This window comes from Pseudomonas imperatae, assembly GCF_057128625.1.
On sequence record NZ_JBSKHP010000001.1, the window covers coordinates 255,377 to 279,802 of the forward strand.

Consider the following 24,426-nt stretch of genomic DNA (forward strand, 5'->3'; position numbering starts at 1 on the left):
CCGGCATTCGATTTTCGACAGGGAGACGTCCTCATGCACCCGCTGTACCTGGCTTCCGGCTCCCCCCGCAGGCGTGAACTGCTGACCCAGATCGGCGTCGCCTTCACGCCCCTGAGCGCTTCCATCGACGAAACCCCGCTGCCCGGCGAAAGCCCGCTGGCCTATGTGGAGCGCCTGGCGCTGGGCAAGGCCCTGGCCGGCCTGGCGTTGCTGGACCCTGCCGACCCCGCCCCCGTGGTGCTGGGCGCCGACACCGCAGTGGTGCTCGATGATCGTATCCTCGGCAAGCCCGTGGACGAAGCCGATGCCCTGGCCATGCTCGCCGCGCTGTCCGGGCGCGAGCACCAGGTGCTGACTGCCATCGCTTTGGTGTCGGGCCAGCGCCGTGAGGTGCGCAGCGTCAGCAGCCGCGTACGTTTCCGCCCCATCAGCGCGCAGCAGGCGCGCGCCTACTGGGCCAGCGGCGAACCCCGGGACAAGGCCGGCAGCTACGCCATCCAGGGCCTGGCCGCGATATTCGTCGAAAGCCTCGCCGGCAGTTATTCTGCGGTAGTGGGCCTGCCATTGTGCGAAACCGCAGACCTGCTGGGCCATTTCGGCATACCCTGTTGGCAAGGCCAACAGACAGGCTGAGCGGCCGCCGCCAGCCTGTGAGAATGGAAACGTCGACAAGCGCGGCGTAATCCATCATTTTCGGTGACTACCTTTGACGAGACCCTGCCATGAGTGAAGAGATTCTGATCAACATCACGCCAATGGAATCGCGCGTGGCGGTGGTAGAGAACGGTGTTCTGCAGGAAGTCCATGTCGAGCGCACCCAGCGCCGCGGCATCGTCGGCAATATCTACAAGGGCAAGGTGGTGCGCGTGCTGCCGGGCATGCAGGCGGCGTTCGTCGACATCGGCCTGGAACGCGCGGCGTTCATCCACGCCTCGGAAATTTCCCTGCGCGAAGGCTCGGCGGTGGAAACCATCAGCGCCCTGGTGCACGAAGGGCAGAGCCTGGTGGTGCAGGTCACCAAGGACCCCATCGGCTCCAAGGGCGCACGCCTGACCACGCAGCTGTCGATTCCCTCGCGCTACCTGGTGTACATGCCGCGCACCAGCCATGTCGGCATTTCCCTGAAGATCGAAGACGAAGCCGAGCGCGAGCGCCTGAAGAAGGTGGTCAGCGACTGCGTGGCCCAGGAAGGTATCAAGGAAGCTGGCGGCTTCATCCTGCGCACTGCCGCCGAGGGCGCCGGCGCCGACGAGATCCTCATGGACATCCGCTACCTGCGCCGGCTGTGGGACCAGATCGGCCTGCAGATCAAGACCGTGGGCGCGCCGACCGAAATCTACGAAGACCTGGGCCTGGCCCTGCGTACCCTGCGCGACCTGGTCAGCCCCAAGATCGAGAAGATCCGCATCGACTCCCGGGAAACCTTCCAGAAGACCACGCAGTTCGTCGCCGAACTGATGCCCGAGATCGCCGACCGCCTGGAGCACTACCCTGGCGAACGGCCGATCTTCGACCTGTATGGCGTCGAGGACGAGATACAGCGCGCGCTGGACCGCAAGGTGCCGCTCAAGTCCGGTGGCTACCTGGTGGTGGACCCGGCCGAGGCCATGACCACCATCGACGTCAACACCGGCGCGTTCGTGGGCCACCGCAACCTGGAAGAGACCATCTTCAAGACCAACCTGGAAGCGGCCACGGCCATTGCCCGCCAGCTGCGCCTGCGCAACATCGGCGGCATCATCATCATCGACTTCATCGACATGGAAGATGAAGAACATCAGCGCCAGGTGCTGCGCACCCTGGAAAAACAGCTGGAGCGCGACCACGCCAAGACCAACATCATCGGCATCACCGAGCTGGGCCTGGTGCAGATGACCCGCAAGCGCACCCGCGAAAGTCTGGAACAGGTGCTGTGCGAGCCGTGCATCAGCTGCCAGGGGCGCGGCAAGCTGAAGACCCCTGAGACGATCTGTTACGAGATTTTCCGGGAAATCCTGCGCGAAGCACGTGCTTACCAGGCCGAAGGCTATAGAGTACTGGCCAACCAGAAAGTGGTGGACCGCCTGCTGGATGAAGAATCGGGCAATGTGGCCGAGCTCGAGGCTTTTATCGGGCGAACCATTCGCTTTCAGGTAGAGTCCATGTATTCCCAGGAACAATACGACGTGGTGCTGCTCTGATTTCGTTCACCCCCGCATGGCCTTGCGCCACTGACCTGACTGCCTGTTCCGGGACCCTCCGCGCATGGCGCGCCTGACCCGCCTGCTGGGCGCGCTGACCCGCTGGGGCCTGGGGCTGTGTGCCCTGGTTCTGGTACTGGTGGCGGTGTACGTAAGCCTGGGCCGGCAGTTGGTGCCCCTGGTCGAGCAGTACCGCTACGACGCCCAGGACAAGGCCAGCGAGGCTCTTGGCCTGCCGGTAAGCATCGGTGCCCTGCAGGGGCGCTGGAGTGGCATGGCGCCCGTGCTGATGGCCCGCGACGTGATGGTGGGCGAGGGCGACAGCGCCCTGCGCCTGGACCAGGTGCGCGTGGTGCCCGACCTGTGGGCCAGCCTGCGCAGCCGCTCGCTGCGCATCGCCCACCTTGAACTCAGCGGCCTGCAGTTGACCGCCGAGGAAAGCCAGGACGGCCAGTGGTCGCTCAAGGGCCTGCCGGCCCAGAACAACGGGCCCATGGACCCGGGGCAGGTGCTGCAGCGCATGCAGCAGGTCAGCAAGCTGTCGGTGCTCGACAGCCAACTGACCCTGGAGCCCTACGACCATGCGCCCATGACCCTCACCTACGTGGGGGCCAGCCTGACCAGCGGCTTCAGCCGCCAGCGCCTGGACCTGCGCCTGACCCTGCCCGATGGCCAGCCCCTGGCGCTGAGCCTGCGCACCCGCATCGACGCCGCCCACTGGCAGGATGGCGAAGCCCAGGCCTACCTGAGCCTGCCCCAGAGCGATTGGGCGCGCTGGCTGCCGGCGCGGCTCACCCAGCAATGGAAGCTGGCCCAGCTCAAGGCTGGCGGCGAGCTGTGGGCACAGTGGGGCAAGGGTACCCTGCAAAGCGCGGCGGTGCGCCTCAACGCCCCGACGTTCAAGGGTGCCTACGCCGACCGCAAGGCCATCAGTATCGACAACCTGGCCCTCAATGCCTGGTTCCAGCGCAGCAGCGGCGGCTATGACGTGACGGTCGATTCCCTGGCCATGAGCCTGGGCAAGACCCGCTGGGAGTCGCACCTGCAACTGCGCCAGGCCGACGCCACCGACAGCACCCTGCAGAACTACCACCTGCAGGCCGACCGCCTCGACCTGACGCCGATCACGCCGGTACTCGACGCCCTGGTGCCGGTGCCGGACAAAGTGGCCGCAGTCATTGATGCCTTGAAGGTCACCGGCGGCCTGCGCAACGTGCTGCTCGACTACCGCCCCCAGGCCACCGGTGACGAACGCCTGAGCTTCGCCGCCAACCTCGACAACGTCGGCTTCCAGGCCACCCACGGTGCGCCGGCGGCGGGCGGTGTCAGTGGCGCCATCAGCGGCAACCTGGGCCAGGGCGAGCTGCGCCTGGCCACCGACCAGTTCATGCTGCACCTGTACCCGATCTTCGCCAACCCCTGGTACTACCACCAGTCCAACGCGCGCCTGACCTGGACAATCAACCAGGACGGCTTCACCCTGGTCGCCCCTTACCTGAAGGTGAAGGGCGACGAGGGCAACATCGCCGGCGACTTCCTGATTCGCCTGCCGTTCCACGACGACGTCGAGCCCTACATGGACCTGCGCGTGGGCCTGACCCAGGGCGACGGCCGCTTCACCTCCAAGTATTTGCCCCAGGTGCTCAGCCCGGCGGTGGACCACTGGCTGCGCACGGCCATCCTCGAAGGCGCGGTGGACCAGGGCTACTTCCAGTACCAGGGCTCCCTGAGCCACGCGGCGCCGGACCATTCGCGCAGCATTACCCTGTACTTCAAGGTGCATGACGCCCGCCTGGCGTTCCAGCCGGGCTGGCCGGAAGTGTCGAAGGTGGCAGGCGACGTGTTCATCCAGGACGGCGACGTGCGCATCCTCGCCAGCAAGGGCCAACTGCTCGACACCCAGGTCAGCAACGTCGAGGTCACCGTGCCCCACGTGCCGGCCGACCAGCACGCGCACCTGTACGTGAAGGGCGACTTCGACGGCAGCCTGGGCGACGGCGTGAAGATCCTCCAGGACGCGCCCATCGGCACCGGGCCGATCTTCGCCGGCTGGCAGGGCACGGGGCCGTTGCAGGGCAACCTGAACCTCGACATTCCGCTGGTCAAGGGCGAGGAGCCCAAGGTGGTGGTCGACTTCAACACCCAGGGCGCCGACCTGAAGATCAAGGAGCCGGCCCTCGACCTCAGCCAGCTCAAGGGCAACTTCCGCTTCGACTTCGACAAGGGCTTGAGCGGCCAGAACATCGCCGCCCAGGCCTTCGACCGGCCTGTCACGGCACAGATCTTCGCCGAGGGCAAGCCGGGCAGCCCGCTGACCCGTATCACCGCCAAGGGCAGCATTGCCCTGCGCAAACTCACCGACTGGCTGCAGGTGAACCCCAACCTGCCGGCTTCCGGCGACCTGCCGTACCAATTGCAGGTCAACCTGGGCGGCAACAGCCAGCTAAGCATCAAGAGCGACCTCAGGGGCCTGGCCATCGACCTGCCGGCGCCCTACGGCAAGGCCGCCAGCGACACCCGCGATGCCCAGTTCCAGATGAACCTGCAGGGCGCCGACCGGCGCATCGACGCCAGCTACGCCGACCTGGCCATGCTCAGCTACCTGGCGCCCGGTGGCAAGCTGGCCGACGGCCGTGGCGAACTGCTGCTGGGCAGCGGCACGCCGCAACTGCCGGCCGACAAGGGCTTGCGGGTGCGCGGTACGCTGGACAGCCTGGACGTGACGCCATGGAAAGCCCAGGTCGATCGCTACGCCGGTGACGACCCCGGTGGCAGCGCTCGCCAGGCCCTGAACAGCGTCGACCTGAAGATCGGCAAGGTCACCGGCTTCGGTTTCGACCTGGACCAGGCCCGGGTCATGCTCAACCGCAGCTCCAGCGCCTGGAACCTGTCGGTGGACGCCAAGCAGCTCACCGGCACCGCCAGCCTGCCGGACGCCAAGGGCGTGCCGATCCTGGTGGACATGCAGGCCGTGCACCTGCCGGCCCCCGACCCGAAAGCAGTGACCGACGAGAACGCCCCCGACCCGCTGGCCTCGGTGGACCCGCGTAAGATTCCCGCCGTGGACGTGAAGATCCTCAAGCTGTGGCAGGGCAACGACCTGATGGGCGCCTGGGCGCTGAAAATTCGCCCCAACGGCAAGGGCATCGCCCTCAAGGACCTGGACCTGGGCCTCAAGGGAATCAGCCTGGTGGGGCAGGGCAGTTGGGAAGGCGCGCCGGGCAATTCCGCCAGCTGGCTGAAGGGCAGCCTCAAGGGCAAGAACCTCGCCGATGTGCTCAAGGCCTGGGGCTACGCGCCCAGCACCACCAGCCAGGACTTCGAGCTGAACGTGGACGGCAGCTGGCCGGGGTCGCCGGCCTGGGCCGCGCTCAAGCGCTTTTCGGGCAGCCTGGACGCCACGCTCAACCGTGGCCAGTTCGTCGAGGTTGATGGTGGCGCCCAGGCGCTGCGGGTATTCGGCCTGCTGAACTTCAATTCCATCGGCCGCCGCCTGCGCCTGGACTTCTCCGACCTGGTGGGCAAGGGCCTGGGCTATGACAAGGTCAAGGGCCTGCTGGTGGCCAGCAACGGCGTCTACGTGACCCGCGAGCCGATAACCATGACCGGCCCCTCCACCAACCTTGAGCTCAACGGCACCCTGGACATGAACCAGGACCGAGTCGACGCCAAGCTGCTGGTGACCCTGCCGGTGACCACCAACCTGCCAATCGCCGCGCTGCTGGTGGGCGCGCCGGCGGTGGGTGGCGCGCTGTTCCTGGTCGACAAGCTGCTGGGCGACCGCGTGGCGCGCTTCGCCAGCGTGCAATACAAGGTCGAAGGGCCGTGGAAAGAGCCTAAGATTACCTTCGACAAGCCCTTCCAGAAAGCGAACTGACAGCAGCAGGAGCTCCCCATGTCTTTGGCAGTGATTCAGATGGTCAGCCAGAGCGACGTGCTGGCCAACCTGGCCAGCGCCCGTCGCCTGTTGGAGCAGGCCGCCGCCGGTGGTGCGAAGCTTGCGGTGCTGCCGGAAAACTTCTCCGCCCTGGGCCGCCGCGACAGCGCTGAAATCGGCCGCGACGAAGCCCTTGGTCGGGGGCCGATCCTGCCATGGTTGAAACAGGCGGCCCGTGACCTCAACTTATGGATAGTGGCCGGCACGCTGCCGTTGCCCCCGCAAGGGCAGCCCGACGCGAAGGTGCGCGCCTGCTCGCTGCTGATCGACGCCCAGGGCCAGGAAGTGGCGCGCTACGACAAGCTGCACCTGTTCGACGTCGACGTGGCGGACAGCCGCGGCCGCTACCGTGAGTCGGACGACTATGCTCATGGGCAGGAGGTAGTGGTAGCCGACACGCCGGTGGGGCGCCTGGGCTTGAGCGTGTGCTACGACCTGCGCTTCCCCGAGCTGTACAGCGAACTGCGCAAGGCCGGCGCCGAACTGATTACCGCACCGTCGGCGTTTACCGCGGTGACCGGCGCTGCGCACTGGGACGTGTTGATCCGGGCGCGCGCCATCGAGACCCAATGCTACGTCCTGGCGGCGGCCCAGGGCGGTACTCATCCAGGGCCGCGCGAGACCTACGGGCACGCGGCCATCGTCGATCCCTGGGGGCGCATCGTCGCCCAGCGTGATCAAGGCGAAGCCGTGCTGCTGGCCGAACGGGACAGCAGCGAACAGGCGTCCATACGGGCGCGGATGCCGGTGGCCAGTCACCGGCGCTTTTTCTCGCAGGGCGCCACGCGGCCTGCGTCTATCGCGGAGTGATTATGAGCGAGATGTTATCCACCGTCAGCGAACACCTGCTGGCCCCCGGCGGCTTGACCCTGGACAGCCTGCAGTCGGTGCTGGGCGAACTCGCGGGGCCGGGCATCGACGCTGCCGACCTGTATTTCCAGGGGCAGATTTCCGAGTCGTGGTCGTTGGAAGACGGCATCGTCAAGGAAGGCAGCTTCAACCTCGACCAGGGCGTGGGCGTGCGTGCCCAGTCCGGCGAGAAGACCGGCTTTGCCTACAGCAACACCATCAACCAGGACGCCCTGCTGCAGGCCGCCCGTGCCGCCCGCTCGATCTCCCGCGCCGGCCAGAACGGCCGCGTGCAGGCGTTCACCAGCCAGGACGTGGCGCAGCTGTACGCCCCGGATAACCCCCTGGACGTGCTGAGCCGCGCCGAGAAGGTCGAGCTGCTCAAGCGCATCGACGTCGCTACCCGTGCCCTCGACCCGCGCATCCAGCAGGTCAGCGTGAGCATGGCCGGCGTGTGGGAGCGCATCCTGGTGGCCGCCGCCGATGGCAGCCTGGCCGCCGACGTGCGGCCGCTGGTGCGCTTCAACGTCAGCGTCATCGTCGAGCAGAACGGCCGCCGCGAGCGGGGCGGCCACGGTGGTGGCGGGCGTACCGACTACCGCTACTTCCTGCAGGACGACCGCGCCATGGGCTACGCCCGCGAGGCCCTGCGCCAGGCGCTGGTGAACCTGGAAGCCATTCCGGCGCCGGCGGGTACCTTGCCCGTGGTGCTGGGTTCGGGCTGGTCCGGCGTGCTGCTGCACGAAGCCGTGGGCCACGGCCTGGAAGGCGACTTCAACCGCAAGGGCAGCTCCAACTACAGCGGCCGCCTGGGCGAGATGGTCGCCTCCAAGTTGTGCACCATCGTCGACGACGGCACCCTGGCCGGCCGCCGCGGCTCGCTGAGCGTGGACGACGAAGGCACGCCTACCCAGTGCACCACGCTGATCGAGAACGGCGTGCTCACCGGCTACATGCAGGACAAGCTCAACGCCCGCCTGATGGGCATGGCCGCCACCGGCAACGGTCGTCGCGAATCCTACGCGCACCTGCCCATGCCGCGCATGACCAACACCTACATGCTGGGCGGCCAAAGCGACCCGGCAGAAATCATCGCTTCGGTGAAACGCGGTATCTACTGCGCCAACCTGGGCGGCGGCCAGGTGGACATCACCAGCGGCAAGTTCGTGTTCTCCACCAGCGAGGCGTACCTGATCGAGGACGGCAAGATCACCGCCCCGGTGAAGGGCGCGACACTGATCGGCAACGGCCCTGAGGCCATGAGCAAGGTATCGATGGTCGGCAACGACCTGTCGCTGGACAGCGGCGTGGGTACGTGCGGGAAGGACGGGCAGTCGGTGCCGGTGGGCGTTGGCCAGCCGACGCTGAAGATTGACGCGATTACCGTGGGTGGCACAGGCGCTTAAGTGAAACATGTTGTGGGAGCTGGCTTGCCAGCGAGCTTTTCGGGTGCTCAGAAGCTCGCTGGCAAGCCAGCTCCCACAACAGCTGGCGGTCGAATGATCAGCGCAAGCCGCGCTGCACTTCGTCCAGCTCGCGGATGTACTTGAAGATTTTACGCGTGGCCGCTGGCGGTTTGTTCTGCGCGGTCTCGTGCTGGGCCTGGCGGATCAGCTGGCGCAGGTGCTGGCGGTCGGCGTCGGGGTATTCGCCAACGAATTTCTCCAGCACCTCGTCGGTGCCCGAGACCAGACGGTCGCGCCAGCGCTCCAGGTTGTGGAAACGCTCGTTGTACTGGCGCGTGGAGGCATCGAGTTGATCGAGCAGTTGCAGGATCGCATCAGTGTCCTGGTCGCGCATCAGCCGGCCAATGAACAGGATGTGCCGCTTGCGCGCGATGTTCGCGGTGTGCTTTGGCGCGTCGGCCAGGGCACGGCGCAAACCGTCGGTCAGGGGCAGCTTGGCCAGTACATCGGCCTTGAGTGTGGTCAGGCGCTCACCGAGGTCAACCAGCGCGTGCAGCTCGCGTTTGACCTGAGATTTGCTTTTTCCCTCGTCGAGGGAGTCGTCGTAAGAATCAACCATGGGGGCAGTCCGCTAATAAACGCCGCCATGATAACCAGTCAGGGGCCGCTTGTCCGGCCCGGTCGTAGCTTGACCCCCTGATGACAGCAGAATTTGAGTGGAGAACACCATGAACGCAATTCAAAGCGTCGGTCCCGCGGCACTGCCGGCCCTGCAGGAACAGGTCGAGCAGATCGTCGCCGAAGCCAAGCGCCAGGGCGCCAGCGCCTGTGAAGTGGCGGTGTCGCTGGAGCAGGGGCTGTCAACCTCGGTGCGCCAGCGCGAAGTGGAAACCGTGGAGTTCAACCGCGACCAGGGCTTTGGCATCACCCTGTACGTGGGCCAGCGCAAGGGCTCGGCCAGCACTTCGGCCAGCGGCCCGGACGCCATTCGCGAAACCGTGGCGGCGGCCCTGGCCATTGCCAAGCACACCTCCGAAGACGAAGCCTCGGGCCTGGCCGACGCCGCCCTGATGGCGCGCGAGCAGCCGGACTTCGACCTGTACCACGCCTGGGACATCAGCCCGGAGCAGGCCATCGAGCGCGCCTTGGCGTGCGAAGCCGCGGCGTTCGACGCTGATCCACGCATTCTCAACGCAGATGGCACCACCCTCAGCAGCCACCAGGGCTGCCGCGTGTACGGCAACAGCCACGGTTTCATCGGTGGCTACGCCTCGACCCGCCACAGCCTCAGCTGCGTGATGATTGCCGAGGCAGATGGCCAGATGCAGCGCGACTACTGGTATGACGTCAACCGCCAGGGCGAGCTGCTGCAGGACCCGGCGCTGATCGGCCAGCGCGCCGCGCAACGTGCCGCCGGTCGCCTGGGTGCACGCCCGGTGCCTACCTGCGAAGTGCCGGTGCTGTTCAGTGCCGAGCTGGCGGGCGGGCTGTTCGGCAGCTTCCTGTCGGCCGTGAGCGGCGGCAACCTGTACCGCAAGTCGTCGTTCCTGGAAGGCGCCATGGGCCAGACCCTGTTCCCCGAGTGGCTGACCCTGGACGAGCGTCCGCACCTGCAGCGCGCCCTGGGTAGCGCTGCGTTCGACGGCGACGGCCTAGCCACCTATGCCAAGCCGTTCGTCGAAAACGGCCGGTTGGTGTCTTACGTGCTCAGCACCTACTCGGGCCGCAAGCTGGGCATGCCGAGCACCGCCAACGCCGGCGGCGTGCACAACCTGTTCGTCACCCATGGCGACCAGGACCAGGCTGCGCTGATCAAGCAGATGGGCCGCGGCCTGCTGGTGACCGAGCTGATGGGCCATGGACTGAACATGGTGACCGGTGACTATTCCCGTGGCGCGGCGGGTTTCTGGGTCGAGAATGGCGAGATCCAGTTCCCCGTGCAGGAAGTGACCATTGCCGGCAACATGAAGGACATGTTCCGCCAGATCGTCGCCGTTGGCAGCGACCTGGAGCTGCGCAGCAATGTGCGCACCGGTTCCGTGCTGATCGAACGCATGACCGTGGCCGGCAGCTGATCCTTACCCCCGTAGCAGCGGCCGCAGGCCGCGTCTACAGGCGATGCGGTGTTGCCCCCTGACGCAGCCTTCGGCAGCTGCTACGGGGATTCGAGCAAAGGCGTGACGCTTTAGGGCGTCACGCCTTTTTTGTTTGTGCTTGTTTTGATTCTCAATATCAATTAATAATAAATATCATTATCGCCATGAGGCCGCGTCGATGAAGTCCGCCGTTCAAGAGCAGTCCTACCTGGAAAACTGGCGCTGGTTAAGCCGGCAGATCCGCTGCGCATTGACTCCGAACGACCCGCGCATCATCGAGGACTACATGGCCGAAGGCCGTTTCCTCATCAGTTGTGGCGCCGCCTCGGCCTGGACCGTGGCCCGCACCTGCTTCCGCCTGCTGCTGGACACCGCCGCCGACCCGGCCCTGCCGTGGCACTGGCGCTGCCTGTGCCTGGACCAGGCCTACCGCCCGCTACGCGACATGCGCCTGGCCGCGCGCACCCCCGAACACCTGCAACTGTGGCACCAGCATGGCCGGCAACTGGCCGTGTGCACGCTGCTGCCATCGATTTCCTTTTCCGATCTGCTGCAAGGACATCCCGATGAGTAATACCCGAATCGAGCGTGACAGCATGGGCGAACTGCAGGTGCCGGAGGCGGCCCTGTACGGTGCCCAGACCCAGCGCGCGGTGAACAACTTCCCGATCAGCGGGCAACCCATGCCCACCCAGTTCATTCGCGCGCTGGTGCTGGCCAAGGCTGCCGCGGCCAAGGCCAATGTCGAGCTCGAGCAGATCAGCGCCGCCCAGGGCGACGCCATCGTCCAGGCCTGCCAGCAGCTGCTAGCCGAAGACTTCATGCAGCACTTCCCGGTGGACATTTTCCAGACCGGCTCGGGCACCAGCTCGAACATGAACGCCAACGAAGTGATCGCCACCCTGGCCACCCGTCGCCTGGGCGCCACGGTTAATGCCAACGATCACGTCAACTGTGGCCAGAGCAGCAACGACATCATCCCCACCACCATTCACGTCAGCGCTGCCCTGGCGCTGCATGAGCAACTGCTGCCGGCGCTGGAGCACCTGGTGCAGGTGATCGAGCAAAAAGCCGGGCAGGTGCATGCCTACGTCAAGACCGGCCGCACTCACCTGATGGACGCCATGCCGGTGCGTATGAGCCAGGTGCTCAACGGCTGGGCGGCGCAGATCCGCGCCAACATCGGCCACCTGCGCGGCCTGTTGCCCAGCCTGCAATCGCTGGCCCAGGGTGGCACGGCGGTAGGCACCGGGATCAACGCGCACCCACAGTTCGCCAAGCGTTTCAGCCACCAGCTGAGCCTGTTGACCGGCGTGGAGTTCACCCAGGGCCAGAACCTGTTCGCCCTGATTGGCTCCCAGGACACCGCCGTGGCCGTGTCCGGCCAGCTGAAAGGCGCGGCCGTGTCGCTGATGAAGATCGCCAACGACCTGCGCTGGATGAACTCCGGCCCGTTGGCAGGCCTGGGCGAGATCGAGCTGGAAGGCCTGCAGCCGGGCTCCTCGATCATGCCGGGCAAGGTCAACCCGGTGATTCCGGAGGCCACTGCCATGGTCGCAGCCCAGGTCATCGGCAATGACACCACCATCGCCATTGCCGGCCAGTCGGGCAACTTCGAGCTCAACGTGATGCTGCCCATCGTCGCGCAAAACCTGCTGTCGAGCATCGAGCTGATGGCCAACGCCAGCCGCCTGCTGGCCGACAAGGCCATTGCCAGCTTCAAGGTCAACGAAGCCAAGCTCAAGGAAGCGCTGTCGCGCAACCCGATCCTGGTCACCGCGCTGAACCCGATCATCGGCTACCAAAAGGCCGCCGAAATCGCCAAGACCGCCTACAAGGAAGGCCGCCCGATCATTGATGTGGCGCTGGAGCACACGGACCTGTCACGCAGCCAGCTGGAAACCCTGCTGGACCCGGAAAAGCTCACCGCCGGCGGCATCTGAGCCGCTGTTCTATCGCTTCGGAGGCACACCATGCAGCACTGGAAACGCACCATCGAAATGGCCAACGCCTGCTTCGCCCGCGGTGACTTGGTCGATGCGCGGGAGTTGTACCTGCAGGCCCTCGCGCTGGCCCAGGTGCTGTTCGAGCGCTGGGCGGATGTCGACGAAGCGGTGGCGGCGTGCGTGATTTCCCATCACAACCTGGCCGACCTGCACCTGCGCCTGATGCAGCCGGAGGAGAGCGCCGAGTACCTGTGCGCCATCCACCAGCGCCTGTTGCAGGCCGCCCAGGACCCGCGCCTTACCCCGGCGCTGCGTGAGGCAGCGCTGCGCCACAGCAGCAAGACCTACGCCGAGTTGCTGGCCTTCATCAGCGAATACGGCGAATACCCGCGCACCAGCCGGCTGTTGTTCGGCCAGGAAACCCGGGGCCGCGCGGCCCCCCAACACGGAGTCCATTGAAATGCCCTATACCTTGCCTGCGCTGCCCTACGCCTACGATGCCCTGGAACCGCACATCGACGCGGCCACCATGGAAATCCACTACACCAAGCACCATCAGACCTACATCAACAACCTCAACGCCGCCGTCGAAGGCACCGAGTATGCCGAGTGGCCGATCGACAAGCTGGTCGGCAGCGTCAAGCAGTTGCCCGAGAAGTTGCAGCCGGCGGTGGTCAACCAGGGTGGCGGGCACGCTAACCACTCGCTGTTCTGGGACGTGATGGCGCCCAAGGGCGGCGGCCAGCCCCAAGGCAGCGTGGCTGAAGCCATTGACAAGCAGTTGGGCGGTTTCGACGCGTTCAAGGAGGCCTTCACCAAGGCAGCGCTGACCCGCTTTGGCAGCGGCTGGGCATGGCTGAGCGTGACCCCGCAGAAGCAACTGGTGGTGGAAAGCAGCGGCAACCAGGACAGCCCGCTGATGCACGGCAACACGCCGATCCTGGGCCTGGACGTGTGGGAACACGCCTACTACCTGAAGTACCAGAACCGTCGCCCTGAATACATCAATGCCTTCTACAACGTGGTCAACTGGGCCGAGGTAGAGCGGCGCTACAAGGCAGCGCTGGCTTGAATCGGCGCCTGCTGCTGACCCGGCTGCGGCTGATCCTGGGCAGCGCCCTGCTGTTGGCGGGCGCGGCCATCATCATCACCGAAGCCCTGGCGCGCTTCGCGCCACTCTGATCGAACTCCCTGTAGCAGCGGCCGCCAGGCCGCGTCCGCGGTGTGCCTGCTGTAACGGGTTGCCCCGGGACGCGGCCTGGCGGCCGCTGCTACGGGGGTGTTGTTGGTAGCAAAAAGCCCGGCACTTGGCCGGGCTTTTTGTTGGGGGGGGGGCAGGGCGGTCATTCGCCTTCGTCGAACTTGTTGTTGATCAGCTCGACGATCGCCGCCATGGCTTCGTCCTGTTCCTCGCCTTCGGTGGACAGGTACACCTGGGTACCTTTGCCGGCGGCCAGCATCATGACGGCCATGATGCTCTTGCCGTCGATCATGCTGTCGGCGTTGCGGCCGATGCGGACCTGGCAGTTGCCGAAGCGGCCGGCGACGCCGACGAACTTGGCGGCCGCGCGGGCGTGCAGGCCAAGCTTGTTGATGATTTCGATTTCACGAGCAGGCATCGCGGTGGGGATCCTTTCAACTGAGGTCGCGGTGGCGAACCTGGACATTCTTGAGCGTCTGCTGCAGGGCCTGGCCAAGGCGTTCGGTCAGGTAGACCGAGCGATGGTGCCCGCCGGTGCAGCCGATGGCAATGGTGACGTAGGCGCGGTTGCTGGCGGCGAAGCGCGGCAACCACTTGAGCAGGTAGCTTGAGATGTCCTGGTACATCTCCTCGACGTCGGGCTGCGCGGCCAGGTAGTCGATGACCGGTTGCTCCAGGCCTGAATGGTCGCGAAGTTCCGGCTTCCAATAGGGGTTGGGCAGGCAGCGCACGTCGAACACCAGGTCGGCGTCCACCGGCATGCCACGCTTGAAACCAAATGACTCCACCAGGAACGCGGTGCCCGGCTCCGGCTTGTTCAGCAGGCGCAGCTTGAGCGAGTCGCGCAGCTGGTACAGGTTCAGGTGGGTGGTGTTGATCTTCAGGTCAGCCAGGTCGGCGATCGGGCTGAGCAGGTCGGTTTCCACCCGGATGGCTTCGGCCAGCGAACGGCTGGCGTTGCTCAGCGGGTGGCGGCGGCGGGTCTCGGAGAAGCGCTTGAGCAGGGTTTCTTCGTCGGCGTCCAGGTACAGCACGTCGCACTGGATGTGCTTGTCGCGGGCTTCCTGCAGCAGTTGCGGAAAACGCGACAGGTCGCTGGGCAGGTTGCGCGCATCGATGGACACGGCTACCAGCGGCTGGGCCAGCTCGGTGCGGATCAGGGCGCGCTCGGCCAGTTCCGGCAGCAGGCCGGCCGGCAGGTTGTCGATGCAGTAGAAACCGTTGTCTTCCAGCACGTCCAGCGCGGTGCTTTTGCCCGAGCCGGAACGGCCGCTGACGATGATCAGGCGCATGGTCAATGACCTTTCTGTTCGTCCAGCACAACCTGATAGAGGGCATCGCTGCTTTTCGCCGAGCGCAGGCGCTCGCGCACGTCGGCGCGGTCGAGCATGCCGGCGATCTGGCTCAGCAACGCCAGGTGTTCATTGGTCGCCTCCTGGGGGACCAGGAGCACGAAGACCAGGTCGACCGGGGCGCCGTCGATGGCGTCGTAGTCGATCTTGTTCTCCAGGTGCAGCAGGGCGCTGATCGGCGTGGTGCAGCCAACCAGGCGGCAATGGGGGATGGCAATACCGTTGCCAAAACCGGTCGAGCCCAGTTTTTCGCGGGCGACCAGGCTTTCGAACACTACCTGCATCTCAAGGCCGGGGACTTCCCGGGCGATGAGGGTGGCGATGTGTTCGAGTACTTTCTTCTTGCTGCCGCCCGGCGCGTTCACGAGGGAACGGCCGGGGGTCAGGATGTTTTCAAGTCGGATCATGAGGGGGGAGTGTCAGCGGGCGGTCTGGCCTTGCAGCAGACTCTGCTGTTTTTCCTTATGCTTTTTGAGTTGGCGGTCGAGCTTGTCGGTCAGCAGGTCGATGGCCGCGTACATGTCATCATGTTCCGCGTTTGCCACGACTTCGCCACCGGGTACGCGCAGGGTGGCCTCGATTTTCTGTTTCAGCTTCTCGACCTCCATGATGACCTGCACGTTGGTGATCTTGTCGAAATGGCGCTCCAATCGGTCGAGTTTCTCACCGATGTAAGTGCGCATGGCGTCGGTCACAACCAGTTGATGTCCACTGATGTTGACTTGCATACCGCTTTCTCCTTATTGCCAGTGCATAAAGAGACAGGTTGGTTAACCTGCCACTGGAACGCTGTGGCACATCCGGCAAGCCCACTGGCAGCGCCTTGGCGCTGCCAGGATTCACATCAGCCGCTTGCGTTCGCTGGACGGCGCGATCCCTAGGGATTCACGGTACTTGGCGACAGTGCGGCGGGCTACCTGGATGCCTTGTGCCTCCAGTAAACCAGCGATCTTGCTGTCACTCAATGGCTTTTTCTGATTTTCCGCGGCAACCAGTTTCTTGATGATCGCGCGGATCGCCGTGGACGAGCATTCTCCGCCCTCGGAGGTGCTGACGTGGCTGGAGAAAAAGTATTTCAGCTCGTAGATGCCGCGCGGGGTGTGCATGTATTTCTGCGTGGTCACCCGCGAAATGGTCGACTCGTGCATGCCCACCGCCTCGGCGATGTCGTGCAGCACCAGCGGCTTCATGGCCTCGTCGCCGTAGTCGAGGAAACCGCGCTGGTGCTCGACGATCTGGCTGGCGACCTTCATCAGGGTCTCGTTGCGGCTCTGCAGGCTCTTGATGAACCAGCGCGCCTCCTGCAACTGGTTGCGCATGAAGGTGTTGTCGGCGCTGGTGTCGGCGCGGCGCACGAAGCCGGCGTACTGCGGGTTGACGCGCAGGCGCGGTACGGCTTCCTGGTTCAGCTCCACCAGCCAGCGCTCGTTGTCCTTGCGCACGATGACGTCGGGCACCACGTACTCGGCTTCGCTGGACTCGATCTGCGAGCCAGGGCGCGGGTTGAGGCTTTGCACCAGTTCAATGACCTGGCGCAGCTCGTCTTCCTTGAGCTTCATGCGGCGCATCAGCTGGCTGTAGTCGCGGCTGCCCAGCAGGTCGATGTAGTCGGCCACCAGGCGCTGGGCCTCACTGAGCCACGGCGTGCGCGGGGGCATCTGGCGCAGTTGCAGCAGCAGGCATTCGCTGAGGTCGCGGGCGCCGATGCCGGCGGGCTCGAACTGCTGGATGCGGTGCAGCACGGCTTCCACTTCGTCCAGCTCGATGTCCAGCTCCGGGTCGAAGGAGTCGCAGATCTCCTGCAGCGTCTCGTCCAGGTAGCCCTGGTTGTTGATGCAGTCGATCAGGGTGACCGCGATCAGGCGATCGGTGTCGGACATGGGCGCCAGGTTGAGTTGCCACAGCAGATGGCTCTGCAGGCTTTCGCCGGCCGACGTGCGGGTGGTGAAGTCCCATTCGTCGTCATCGTTGCTGGGCAGGCTGCTGGCGCTGGTCTGGTAGATGTCTTCCCAGGCGGTGTCGACGGGAAGCTCGTTGGGAATGCGCTCGCTCCACTCGCCGTCTTCGAGGTTGTCGACGGTGGGGGCGGAGGTTTCCTGGTAGCTGGGCTCCTGGATTTCCGGCGTGACCTGTTGCTCGGCCTTGTCGGCCATGGGGTCGCTGTTGTCGAAGTCGTCGCCTTCTTCCTGGCGTTCGAGCATCGGATTGGATTCCAGGGCCTCCTGGATTTCCTGTTGGAGGTCCAGGGTGGAGAGCTGGAGGAGGCGGATGGCCTGTTGCAACTGCGGTGTCATCGTCAGTTGCTGGCCCATTCTTAGGACGAGCGATGGTTTCATGGCAGGGGCTTAACACCTTATTCGCCGGCGCAAAGCGCCATCCACTACGGGCGCCGAGGCTCTCGGCTTTTGTCGTAAGCAAATTATATGCCTGAAACCGAAGTGTTTGCCTAGAGCGACACCGCAATTAATTCGCGGCGCGCCCCGGGCAACCAGCCAAACACCTCGCCGTTACAGGCGGAACTCGTGGCCGAGGTAAACCTCTTTCACCAGTTGGTTTGCCAGGATGGTCTCGGCATCGCCTTCGGCGATCAGCTGGCCATCGTTGACGATGTAAGCGGTTTCACAGATATCCAGGGTCTCGCGAACGTTGTGGTCGGTGATCAACACGCCGATGCCCTTGTTCTTGAGGTGATGAATGATCTGCTTGATGTCGCCGACCGAGATCGGGTCGACACCGGCAAAGGGTTCGTCCAGCAGGATGAACTTGGGCGCGGTCGCCAGCGCGCGGGCAATTTCCACCCGGCGCCGCTCGCCGCCCGACAGGCTCATGCCCAGGTTGTCGCGGATGTGCGTGATGTGGAACTCCTGCAGCAGGCTTTCCAGCTCCTTCACGCGGCCGGCCTTGTCCAGCTCCGGGCGGGTTTCCAGGATGGCCATGATGTTGTCGGAGACCGACAGCTTGCGGAAGATCGAGGCTTCCTGCGGCAGGTAGCCGATGCCCGAGCGAGCGCGACCGTGCATGGGCTGGTGGCTCACGTCCAGGTCGTCGATCAGCACGCGGCCCTGATCGGCGCGCACCAGGCCGACGATCATGTAGAAGCAGGTGGTCTTGCCGGCGCCGTTAGGCCCCAGGAGGCCGACGATCTGCCCACTTTCGATGGACATGCTGACGTCACGCACCACTTGCCGGCCCTTGTAGGCCTTGGCCAGGTGCTGGGCTTTGAGGATAGCCATTACTTGCCCTGCTGCTGGTCGGTTTTGCTTTTCGGCTGGATGACCATGTCGATGCGTGGTCGTGGCGTGACCTTGGCGCCCGTGGCGCGGCCGGCATTCACCACCTGCTTGACGGTGTCATAGACGATCTTCTCGCCTTCGGACGTGTTGCCGTCGTTCACCACCTTGGCCTGGTCGATCAGGATGATGCGGTTCTGCGCCGAGAAGTACTGGATGGTCTTGCCGTAGCCCTGGACGATGGGCTTGTCGATCGCCGGCTTCTGCTCGTAGTAGGCCAGGTTGCCCACCGAGGTGAAGGTGTCGACGTCGCCCTGGGCGTTGCGGGTGATGGTCACGGTGTTGCCGGTGATCTTCATGGTGCCCTGGGTGATGATGACGTTGCCCTTGTAGACGGCCACGCCCTGCTTGTCATCCAGTTGTGCGTCGTCGGACTGGATGTGGATCGGCTGGTCGCGATCCGTAGGCAGTGCCCAGGCGCCAGCGCTCCCCAGTGCAGAGCCCAGGGAGAGCAATAAAGGGAGGGTTTTAGCGAGCCTCATACAGTCCTCTTACGTTTGACAGCAAGTTGATCTTGCTGTCTTTCAAATATGCCTTCATGCCCGTGCCCGTCGAGACGCCACCGGCGCCGTCGATTCTAACGTCTCGGTCAGTCTGCGCATATTGCTGTTGTGGGAATACCGTCATGCGCGTGGTGGTAATCAGGGTAGGACGGTTTTTCTGGTCGGTGCGGGCCACGCGGACGTTGTCGATCAGCTCGACCTGGGTGCCGTCGGGGTTCACTTCGCCGTGGTCGCTGGTCACGTGCCAGGGGTACACGGTGCCGCGGTACAGGTTCATGTCCGGGTTGGTCACCTTGGTGACCTGGCTGGCCTGCAGGTGCTCGACCTTGTCACCGGTCATGCGGTACTGCACGCCGCCGTCAGGCAGGAACTGCACAGCGTGGGCGTTGATGGCGTAATAGTCGATGGCACTTTCGTCGACAGCAGCCGCAGGCTTGTCGAGGAAGGTGTCCGGGTTGATGTTCCAGTAGCCGACGGAGACGAAGATCGCCACGACGACACAGAACAACAGGAGATTGCGCAGTTTTTTACTCGGCATGGGAAACTCTATAAATAGGCGGCCAGGGCCGCTTCGAGGTTGCCTTGGGCACGCAGGATCAGCTCGCAGAACTCGCGGGCCGCGCCTTCGCCGCCACGGGCCTGGGTCACGCCGTCGGCGTGCTCGCGCACGAACGGCACGGCGTTGGCCACGGCCATGCCCAGGCCGACGCGGCGGATGGGGGCCAGGTCCGGCAGGTCGTCGCCCAGGTAGGCTACCTGTTCATAGCTTAGGCCCAGTTGCGCCAGAAGGTCGTCCAGTGCCACCAATTTGTCTTCGCGGCCCTGGTACAGGTGGGCGATGCCCAGGCTCTTGGCCCGGCGCTCGACGATCGGGTTCTTGCGCCCGGTGATGATCGCCGTGGCTACGCCCGAGTTGATCAGCATCTTGATGCCCTGGCCGTCCAGGGTGCTGAACGTCTTGATCTCGCTGCCGTCTTCGCAGAAGTACAGGCGGCCGTCGGTCAGCACGCCGTCCACGTCAAACACCGCCAGTTTCACGGCCTGGCCGCGTTGCAACAGGTGCTGGGTCATCACATTACTCCGGCGCGCAGCAGGTCGTGCATGTTCAGGGCGCCAACCGGGCGGTCCTGCTTGTCGACCACCACCAGCGCGCTGATCTTGTGGTCTTCCATGATCTTCAGGGCCTCGGCGGCGAGCATCTCGGCGCGGGCGGTCTTGCCGTGGGGCGTCATCACTTCCTCGATGCGCGCGCTGTGCACGTCGATGGTGCGGTCCAGGGTGCGGCGCAGGTCGCCGTCGGTGAAGATCCCGGCCAGGCGGCCATCCTCTTCAAGGACCACGGTCATGCCCAGGCCCTTGCGGGTCATTTCCATCAGCGCATCCTTGAGCAGCGTGCCGCGAACCACCTGCGGCAGTTCCTCGCCGGCATGCATCACGTTCTCCACCTTGAGCAGCAGGCGGCGGCCCAGGGCGCCACCGGGGTGCGAGAAGGCGAAGTCCTCGGCGGTGAAGCCGCGGGCCTCCAGCAGGGCGATGGCCAGGGCGTCGCCCAGCACCAGCGCCGCGGTGGTGGAGGAGGTGGGCGCCAGGTTCAGCGGGCAGGCCTCGTGGGCCACGCGGGCGTCCAGGTTGACCTCGGCGGCCTTGGCCAGCGGCGAGTCGGGGTTGCCGGTCATGCTGATGAGCTGGATGCCCAGGCGCTTGATCAGCGGCAGCAAGGTGACGATCTCGGCCGTGGAGCCGGAGTTGGACAGGGCCAGGATGATGTCATCGCGAGTGATCATGCCCATGTCGCCGTGGCTGGCCTCGGCCGGGTGCACGAAAAACGCCGTGGTGCCGGTGCTGGCCAGGGTCGCGGCGATCTTGTTGCCGATATGCCCTGACTTGCCCATGCCGACCACGACGACGCGGCCCTTGCTGGCGAGGATCATTTCGCAGGCGCGGACGAAGTCGGCATCAATATGGGCCAGCAAGCCCTCTACCGCCTCGAGTTCAAGGCGGATGGTGCGCTGTGCCGATTGGATCAGGTCGCTGGATTGGCTCATGTCGGAAACGTATTGCCTGATGAAAAGGCGGCGATTATAGCCGTATTGATCGAAACCCTCACGTTCGATCGTCATCCATTAAATGTCTTGTTGCCTATTCGCTTTTGGAACGGCCTTGGGGCGCGTGTGTCTGGGGTGATATAGTTCGCCGCCAGTTGGCCCGCCAGAAGCGCGCGTGTCTTCGCGACGGGGGAAAGCGTCCGAGGACAGGCTGCATCGCAAGGAGTTTAGATGAGTGCCGATAATGACTACGCGGTCGAGCTGAAGGGTGTGTCCTTCAAGCGCGGTTCGCGGAGTATCTTCAACAATGTCGATATCCGCATTCCAAGAGGCAAGGTCACCGGTATCATGGGACCTTCCGGCTGCGGCAAGACAACCCTGCTGCGCCTGATGGGCGCGCAGTTGCGCCCCAGTGGTGGCGAGGTCTGGGTCAATGGCCAGAACCTGCCGGCCCTGTCGCGCAGCGACCTGTTCGACGCCCGCAAGCACATGGGCGTACTGTTCCAGAGCGGCGCTCTGTTCACCGACCTCGACGTGTTCGAGAACGTGGCGTTCCCGCTGCGGGTGCACACCGACCTGCCCGAGGAAATGATCCGCGACATCGTCCTGCTCAAGCTGCAGGCCGTTGGCCTGCGCGGTGCCGTGGAACTGATGCCCGACGAGCTGTCCGGTGGCATGAAGCGTCGCGTGGCTCTGGCCCGCGCCATTGCCATGGACCCGCAGATCCTCATGTACGACGAACCATTCGTCGGCCAGGACCCTATCGCCATGGGCGTGCTGGTGCGCCTGATCCGCCTGCTCAACGATGCCCTGGGCATTACCAGCATCGTGGTCTCCCATGACCTGGCCGAAACCGCCAGCATCGCCGACTACATCTATGTGGTGGGCGACGGGCAGGTGCTGGGGCAGGGCACGCCGCAGGAACTGATGGCGGCCGACAATCCTCGCATTCGCCAATTCATGAAAGGCGACCCCGATGGGCCGGTTCCTTTCCATTTCCCGGCGCCGGACTACCGCGCCGATCTTCTGGGGACGCGCTGATGCGCAAGAAATCACTACTGGAGCGCATTCGCCTGTTCGGCCGCGCGGCCATCGACATGCTGGCGGTGCTGGGGCGTTCCGGGCTGTTCCTGATGCATGCGCTGGTCGGGCGTCGTGGCGTGGGCGGTGGCTTCCAGCTGCTGGTCAAGCAGCTGTATTCGGTCGGCGTGATGTCGCTGCTGATCATCGTCGTGTCGGGCATGTTCATCGGCATGGTGCTGGCCCTGCAGGGCTTCAGCATTCTCACCAAGTACGGTTCCGAGCAGGCCGTGGGGCAGATGGTCGCCCTGACCCTGCTGCGCGAGCTGGGCCCGGTGGTCACCGCCTTGCTGTTCGCCGGCCGCGCGGGCTCCGCGCTGACGGCCGAGATCGGCAACATGAAGTCCACCGAGCAGCTGTCGAGCCTGGAAATGATCGGCGTCGACCCGCTCAAGTACATCGCTGCGCCGCGCCTGTGGGCAGGCTTCATTTCCTTGCCTATCCTGGCCATGATCTTCAGCGTCGTGGGCATCTGGGGCGGCTCGTGGGTGGCCATCGACTGGCTGGGTGTGTATGACGGCTCGTTCTGGGCCAACATGCAGAACAGCGTCAATTTCACCGACGACGTCCTCAACGGCGTGGTCAAGAGCCTGGTGTTCGCGTTCGTGGTGACCTGGATCGCCGTGTTCCAGGGCTACGACTGCGACCCGACTTCCGAAGGCATCAGCCGCGCCACCACCAAGACCGTGGTGTATGCCTCGCTGGCCATCCTGGGCCTGGACTTTATTCTGACCGCTTTGATGTTTGGAGATTTCTGATGCAAAACCGCACCCTGGAAATCGGTGTCGGCATGTTTCTGCTGGCCGGGATTCTGGCACTGATTCTGCTGGCCCTTCGCGTCAGCGGCCTGTCCACCAGCGCCGCCAACGATACCTACAAGCTGTACGCCAACTTCGACAACATCGCCGGCCTGACCGTGCGCGCCAAGGTCACCATGGCCGGCGTCACCGTGGGCAAGGTCACCGCCATCGACCTGGACCGGGACACCTTCACCGGCCGCGTCACCATGCAGATCGACAAGAAGGTGAATAACCTGCCGACCGACTCCACTGCATCTATCCTGACGGCTGGCCTGCTGGGCGAGAAATACATCGGCCTGAGCGTGGGCGGTGAAGACACCCTGCTCAAGGACGGCGGAACCATTCACGACACCCAGTCGTCCCTTGTACTGGAAGACCTGATCGGCAAATTCCTGCTCAATACCGTTAACAAAGACGCCAAATGAGGAGTTACTCCATGATGTCCATCCTGCGACGTGGCCTGCTGGTGCTGTTGGCCTGTGTGCCGCTGTTGGCCAATGCTGCCGACCAGTCCGCCCATGACCTGGTGGATCGCACCACCAAGGAACTGCTGGCAGACCTGGCGGCGAACAAGGCCCAGTACAAGGCGGATCCGACCAAGTTCTATGACGCCTTGAACAACATCATCGGCCCGGCTGTCGATGCGGAAGGCATTTCCAAGAGCATCATGACCGTCAAGTACTCGAAGGGCGCCAACCCTGCACAGATCACCCGTTTTGAAGAGAACTTCAAGAAGGGCCTGATGCAGTTCTATGGCAATGCACTGCTCGAATACAACAACCAGGGCATCACCGTCGGCCCGGCCAAGGGCGACGAGGGCGACCGTACCAGCGTCGACATGACCGTCAAGGGCGACAGCGGCGCGGTCTATCCGGTCCAGTACACCCTGGTCAAGCTGAACGGCGAATGGAAAGTGCGTAACGTCATCGTCAACGGCATCAACCTGGGCAAGCTGTTCCGTGACCAGTTCGCCGATGCCATGCAGCGCAACGGCAACAACCTGGACAAGACCATCGACGGCTGGGCTGGCGAAGTGGCCAAGGCCAAGGCCGAGAAGGGCACGGGTGCTGCGCAATGACTGAAGCAGCCATCAGCCAAGGCGCTGGCGGCGAGCTGCTGTTGACCGGCGTGCTGGACTACAGCACCGGCAAGGCCCTGCGCAACCAGGGCCAGAAGCTGGTCAAGGCCAGCCCCGGCAATGCCCTGGTGCTCGACTGTTCGGGCGTGCTCAAGTCCAGCAGCGTGGGGCTTTCCCTGCTGCTGTGCCTGCAGCGCGACGCCATCGCCGCCGGCAAGACCCTGGCTATCCGGGGCTTGCCGCGCGACATGCAACAGATCGCCGAAGTGTGCCAGGTGAGCGGTATTTTGTCGGCCGCGTGAACATTCAGGCACAATGAACAAGCCCCTCCGTCCGAGTCCTTGCAACCAGGGTTCGCAGGCGAGGGGCTTTTTTTGTATGATGGCCGACCCGCGCGCACAGGGCGCCGATCGAGGTTGAGCATGCAGGCCGTAGAAGTTAAAAGCTTCCTTGAAGCACAGCTGGCAAATGTCCAGGTCGAAGTTGAAGGCGAAGGCTGCAACTTCCAATTGAACGTGATCAGTGACGAGCTGGCCGCCTTGAGTCCGGTCAAGCGTCAGCAGCAGATCTATGCTCATCTCAATCCCTGGATCGTCGATGGCAGCATCCATGCGGTCACAATGAAATTTTTCAGCAGCGCAGCCTGGGCTGAGCGCACCTGAG

Annotated in this window: 27 protein-coding genes; 16 read left to right on the forward strand and 11 right to left on the reverse strand. The window is 64.6% G+C overall.

Annotated elements, in window-relative coordinates:
- The first annotated feature begins 33 nt into the window (after window positions 1-33).
- The 5 genes from ACWKWX_RS01205 (at window position 34) to tldD (ending at window position 8,372) form a co-directional block, all read left to right on the forward strand.
- Window positions 34-633: a Maf family protein gene (locus ACWKWX_RS01205; RefSeq protein ID WP_416426890.1), complete on the forward strand. Its 600-nt coding sequence runs from the start codon at window positions 34-36 to the stop codon at window positions 631-633.
- A gap of 89 nt (window positions 634-722) precedes the next feature.
- Window positions 723-2,180 carry a ribonuclease G gene (rng, locus tag ACWKWX_RS01210; protein ID WP_416426889.1) on the forward strand — a complete coding sequence of 486 codons (1,458 nt, stop codon included), beginning with the start codon at window positions 723-725 and terminating at the stop codon, window positions 2,178-2,180.
- A gap of 64 nt (window positions 2,181-2,244) precedes the next feature.
- Window positions 2,245-6,057 carry a YhdP family protein gene (locus tag ACWKWX_RS01215; RefSeq protein WP_483826845.1) on the forward strand — a complete coding sequence of 1,271 codons (3,813 nt, stop codon included), beginning with the start codon at window positions 2,245-2,247 and terminating at the stop codon, window positions 6,055-6,057.
- Between the two features lie 18 nt (window positions 6,058-6,075).
- Window positions 6,076-6,927: a carbon-nitrogen hydrolase family protein gene (locus ACWKWX_RS01220; protein ID WP_416426887.1), complete on the forward strand. Its 852-nt coding sequence runs from the start codon at window positions 6,076-6,078 to the stop codon at window positions 6,925-6,927.
- A gap of 2 nt (window positions 6,928-6,929) precedes the next feature.
- Window positions 6,930-8,372, forward strand: coding sequence for a metalloprotease TldD (gene tldD / locus ACWKWX_RS01225; protein ID WP_416426886.1), 1,443 nt, complete (start codon window positions 6,930-6,932; stop codon window positions 8,370-8,372).
- 97 nt (window positions 8,373-8,469) lie between these two features.
- Here the strand turns inward: tldD and yjgA are convergent, their stop codons facing one another.
- Complete coding sequence (gene yjgA / locus ACWKWX_RS01230) at window positions 8,470-8,991, reverse strand: ribosome biogenesis factor YjgA (protein WP_416426885.1); 522 nt, start codon at window positions 8,989-8,991, stop codon at window positions 8,470-8,472.
- A gap of 109 nt (window positions 8,992-9,100) precedes the next feature.
- Between yjgA and pmbA the strand changes: the two genes are divergently transcribed.
- The 5 genes from pmbA (at window position 9,101) to ACWKWX_RS01255 (ending at window position 13,486) form a co-directional block, all read left to right on the forward strand.
- A complete protein-coding gene (pmbA, locus tag ACWKWX_RS01235) occupies window positions 9,101-10,447 on the forward strand; it encodes a metalloprotease PmbA (protein ID WP_416426884.1) in 1,347 nt (448 codons plus the stop codon).
- 199 nt (window positions 10,448-10,646) lie between these two features.
- Window positions 10,647-11,042 (forward strand): FagA protein, encoded by a 396-nt coding sequence (locus ACWKWX_RS01240; protein WP_416426883.1) that lies wholly within the window; start codon window positions 10,647-10,649, stop codon window positions 11,040-11,042.
- Window positions 11,035-12,411 (forward strand): class II fumarate hydratase, encoded by a 1,377-nt coding sequence (locus ACWKWX_RS01245; protein ID WP_416426882.1) that lies wholly within the window; start codon window positions 11,035-11,037, stop codon window positions 12,409-12,411. Before ACWKWX_RS01240 ends, ACWKWX_RS01245 begins: the two co-directional genes overlap by 8 nt.
- A gap of 30 nt (window positions 12,412-12,441) precedes the next feature.
- Window positions 12,442-12,873, forward strand: coding sequence for a DUF2753 family protein (locus tag ACWKWX_RS01250; protein WP_416426881.1), 432 nt, complete (start codon window positions 12,442-12,444; stop codon window positions 12,871-12,873).
- 1 nt (window position 12,874) lies between these two features.
- Window positions 12,875-13,486 carry a superoxide dismutase gene (locus tag ACWKWX_RS01255; protein WP_473004461.1) on the forward strand — a complete coding sequence of 204 codons (612 nt, stop codon included), beginning with the start codon at window positions 12,875-12,877 and terminating at the stop codon, window positions 13,484-13,486.
- Between the two features lie 271 nt (window positions 13,487-13,757).
- Here ACWKWX_RS01255 and ACWKWX_RS01260 read toward each other — a convergent pair whose 3' ends face one another.
- The 10 genes from ACWKWX_RS01260 to ACWKWX_RS01305 form a co-directional block, all read right to left on the reverse strand.
- Window positions 13,758-14,033, reverse strand: a complete 276-nt coding sequence (locus tag ACWKWX_RS01260) for an HPr family phosphocarrier protein (RefSeq protein WP_416426879.1) — start codon at window positions 14,031-14,033, stop codon at window positions 13,758-13,760.
- A 16-nt stretch (window positions 14,034-14,049) separates the two neighbouring features.
- Complete coding sequence (gene rapZ / locus ACWKWX_RS01265) at window positions 14,050-14,907, reverse strand: RNase adapter RapZ (RefSeq protein ID WP_416426878.1); 858 nt, start codon at window positions 14,905-14,907, stop codon at window positions 14,050-14,052.
- 2 nt (window positions 14,908-14,909) lie between these two features.
- The gene (ptsN, locus tag ACWKWX_RS01270; protein WP_416426877.1) at window positions 14,910-15,374 is read right to left on the reverse strand and encodes a PTS IIA-like nitrogen regulatory protein PtsN; all 465 of its coding nucleotides are present in this window, start codon (window positions 15,372-15,374) and stop codon (window positions 14,910-14,912) included.
- A 12-nt stretch (window positions 15,375-15,386) separates the two neighbouring features.
- Window positions 15,387-15,695, reverse strand: coding sequence for a ribosome hibernation-promoting factor, HPF/YfiA family (gene hpf / locus ACWKWX_RS01275; RefSeq protein ID WP_416426876.1), 309 nt, complete (start codon window positions 15,693-15,695; stop codon window positions 15,387-15,389).
- Between the two features lie 111 nt (window positions 15,696-15,806).
- Window positions 15,807-17,303 (reverse strand): RNA polymerase factor sigma-54, encoded by a 1,497-nt coding sequence (locus ACWKWX_RS01280; RefSeq protein ID WP_416426875.1) that lies wholly within the window; start codon window positions 17,301-17,303, stop codon window positions 15,807-15,809.
- A gap of 171 nt (window positions 17,304-17,474) precedes the next feature.
- The gene (gene lptB / locus ACWKWX_RS01285) at window positions 17,475-18,200 is read right to left on the reverse strand and encodes an LPS export ABC transporter ATP-binding protein (RefSeq protein WP_416426874.1); all 726 of its coding nucleotides are present in this window, start codon (window positions 18,198-18,200) and stop codon (window positions 17,475-17,477) included.
- Window positions 18,200-18,739 (reverse strand): lipopolysaccharide transport periplasmic protein LptA, encoded by a 540-nt coding sequence (lptA, locus tag ACWKWX_RS01290; RefSeq protein WP_416426873.1) that lies wholly within the window; start codon window positions 18,737-18,739, stop codon window positions 18,200-18,202. Before lptA ends, lptB begins: the two co-directional genes overlap by 1 nt.
- Window positions 18,726-19,298 carry an LPS export ABC transporter periplasmic protein LptC gene (lptC, locus tag ACWKWX_RS01295; RefSeq protein ID WP_473004457.1) on the reverse strand — a complete coding sequence of 191 codons (573 nt, stop codon included), beginning with the start codon at window positions 19,296-19,298 and terminating at the stop codon, window positions 18,726-18,728. Before lptC ends, lptA begins: the two co-directional genes overlap by 14 nt.
- Before the next feature lie 8 nt (window positions 19,299-19,306).
- Window positions 19,307-19,831 (reverse strand): KdsC family phosphatase, encoded by a 525-nt coding sequence (locus tag ACWKWX_RS01300; protein WP_473004455.1) that lies wholly within the window; start codon window positions 19,829-19,831, stop codon window positions 19,307-19,309.
- Window positions 19,831-20,805, reverse strand: coding sequence for a KpsF/GutQ family sugar-phosphate isomerase (locus tag ACWKWX_RS01305; RefSeq protein WP_473004454.1), 975 nt, complete (start codon window positions 20,803-20,805; stop codon window positions 19,831-19,833). The genes ACWKWX_RS01300 and ACWKWX_RS01305 overlap by 1 nt, the downstream gene beginning before the upstream one ends.
- 231 nt (window positions 20,806-21,036) lie before the next feature.
- Between ACWKWX_RS01305 and ACWKWX_RS01310 the strand changes: the two genes are divergently transcribed.
- From ACWKWX_RS01310 to ACWKWX_RS01335, 6 genes are all read left to right on the forward strand, one after another.
- Entirely contained in the window at window positions 21,037-21,846 is an 810-nt protein-coding gene (locus tag ACWKWX_RS01310; RefSeq protein ID WP_473004452.1) for an ATP-binding cassette domain-containing protein, read from the forward strand.
- Window positions 21,846-22,643: a lipid asymmetry maintenance ABC transporter permease subunit MlaE gene (mlaE, locus tag ACWKWX_RS01315; protein WP_416426868.1), complete on the forward strand. Its 798-nt coding sequence runs from the start codon at window positions 21,846-21,848 to the stop codon at window positions 22,641-22,643. The genes ACWKWX_RS01310 and mlaE overlap by 1 nt, the downstream gene beginning before the upstream one ends.
- Window positions 22,643-23,110: an outer membrane lipid asymmetry maintenance protein MlaD gene (mlaD, locus tag ACWKWX_RS01320; RefSeq protein ID WP_416426867.1), complete on the forward strand. Its 468-nt coding sequence runs from the start codon at window positions 22,643-22,645 to the stop codon at window positions 23,108-23,110. The genes mlaE and mlaD overlap by 1 nt, the downstream gene beginning before the upstream one ends.
- An 11-nt stretch (window positions 23,111-23,121) precedes the next feature.
- Window positions 23,122-23,763: an MlaC/ttg2D family ABC transporter substrate-binding protein gene (locus tag ACWKWX_RS01325; protein WP_483826846.1), complete on the forward strand. Its 642-nt coding sequence runs from the start codon at window positions 23,122-23,124 to the stop codon at window positions 23,761-23,763.
- Window positions 23,760-24,065, forward strand: coding sequence for an STAS domain-containing protein (locus tag ACWKWX_RS01330; RefSeq protein WP_416426865.1), 306 nt, complete (start codon window positions 23,760-23,762; stop codon window positions 24,063-24,065). Before ACWKWX_RS01325 ends, ACWKWX_RS01330 begins: the two co-directional genes overlap by 4 nt.
- Before the next feature lie 120 nt (window positions 24,066-24,185).
- Window positions 24,186-24,425 carry a BolA family protein gene (locus ACWKWX_RS01335; protein WP_027976826.1) on the forward strand — a complete coding sequence of 80 codons (240 nt, stop codon included), beginning with the start codon at window positions 24,186-24,188 and terminating at the stop codon, window positions 24,423-24,425.
- Window position 24,426 lies beyond the last annotated feature (1 nt).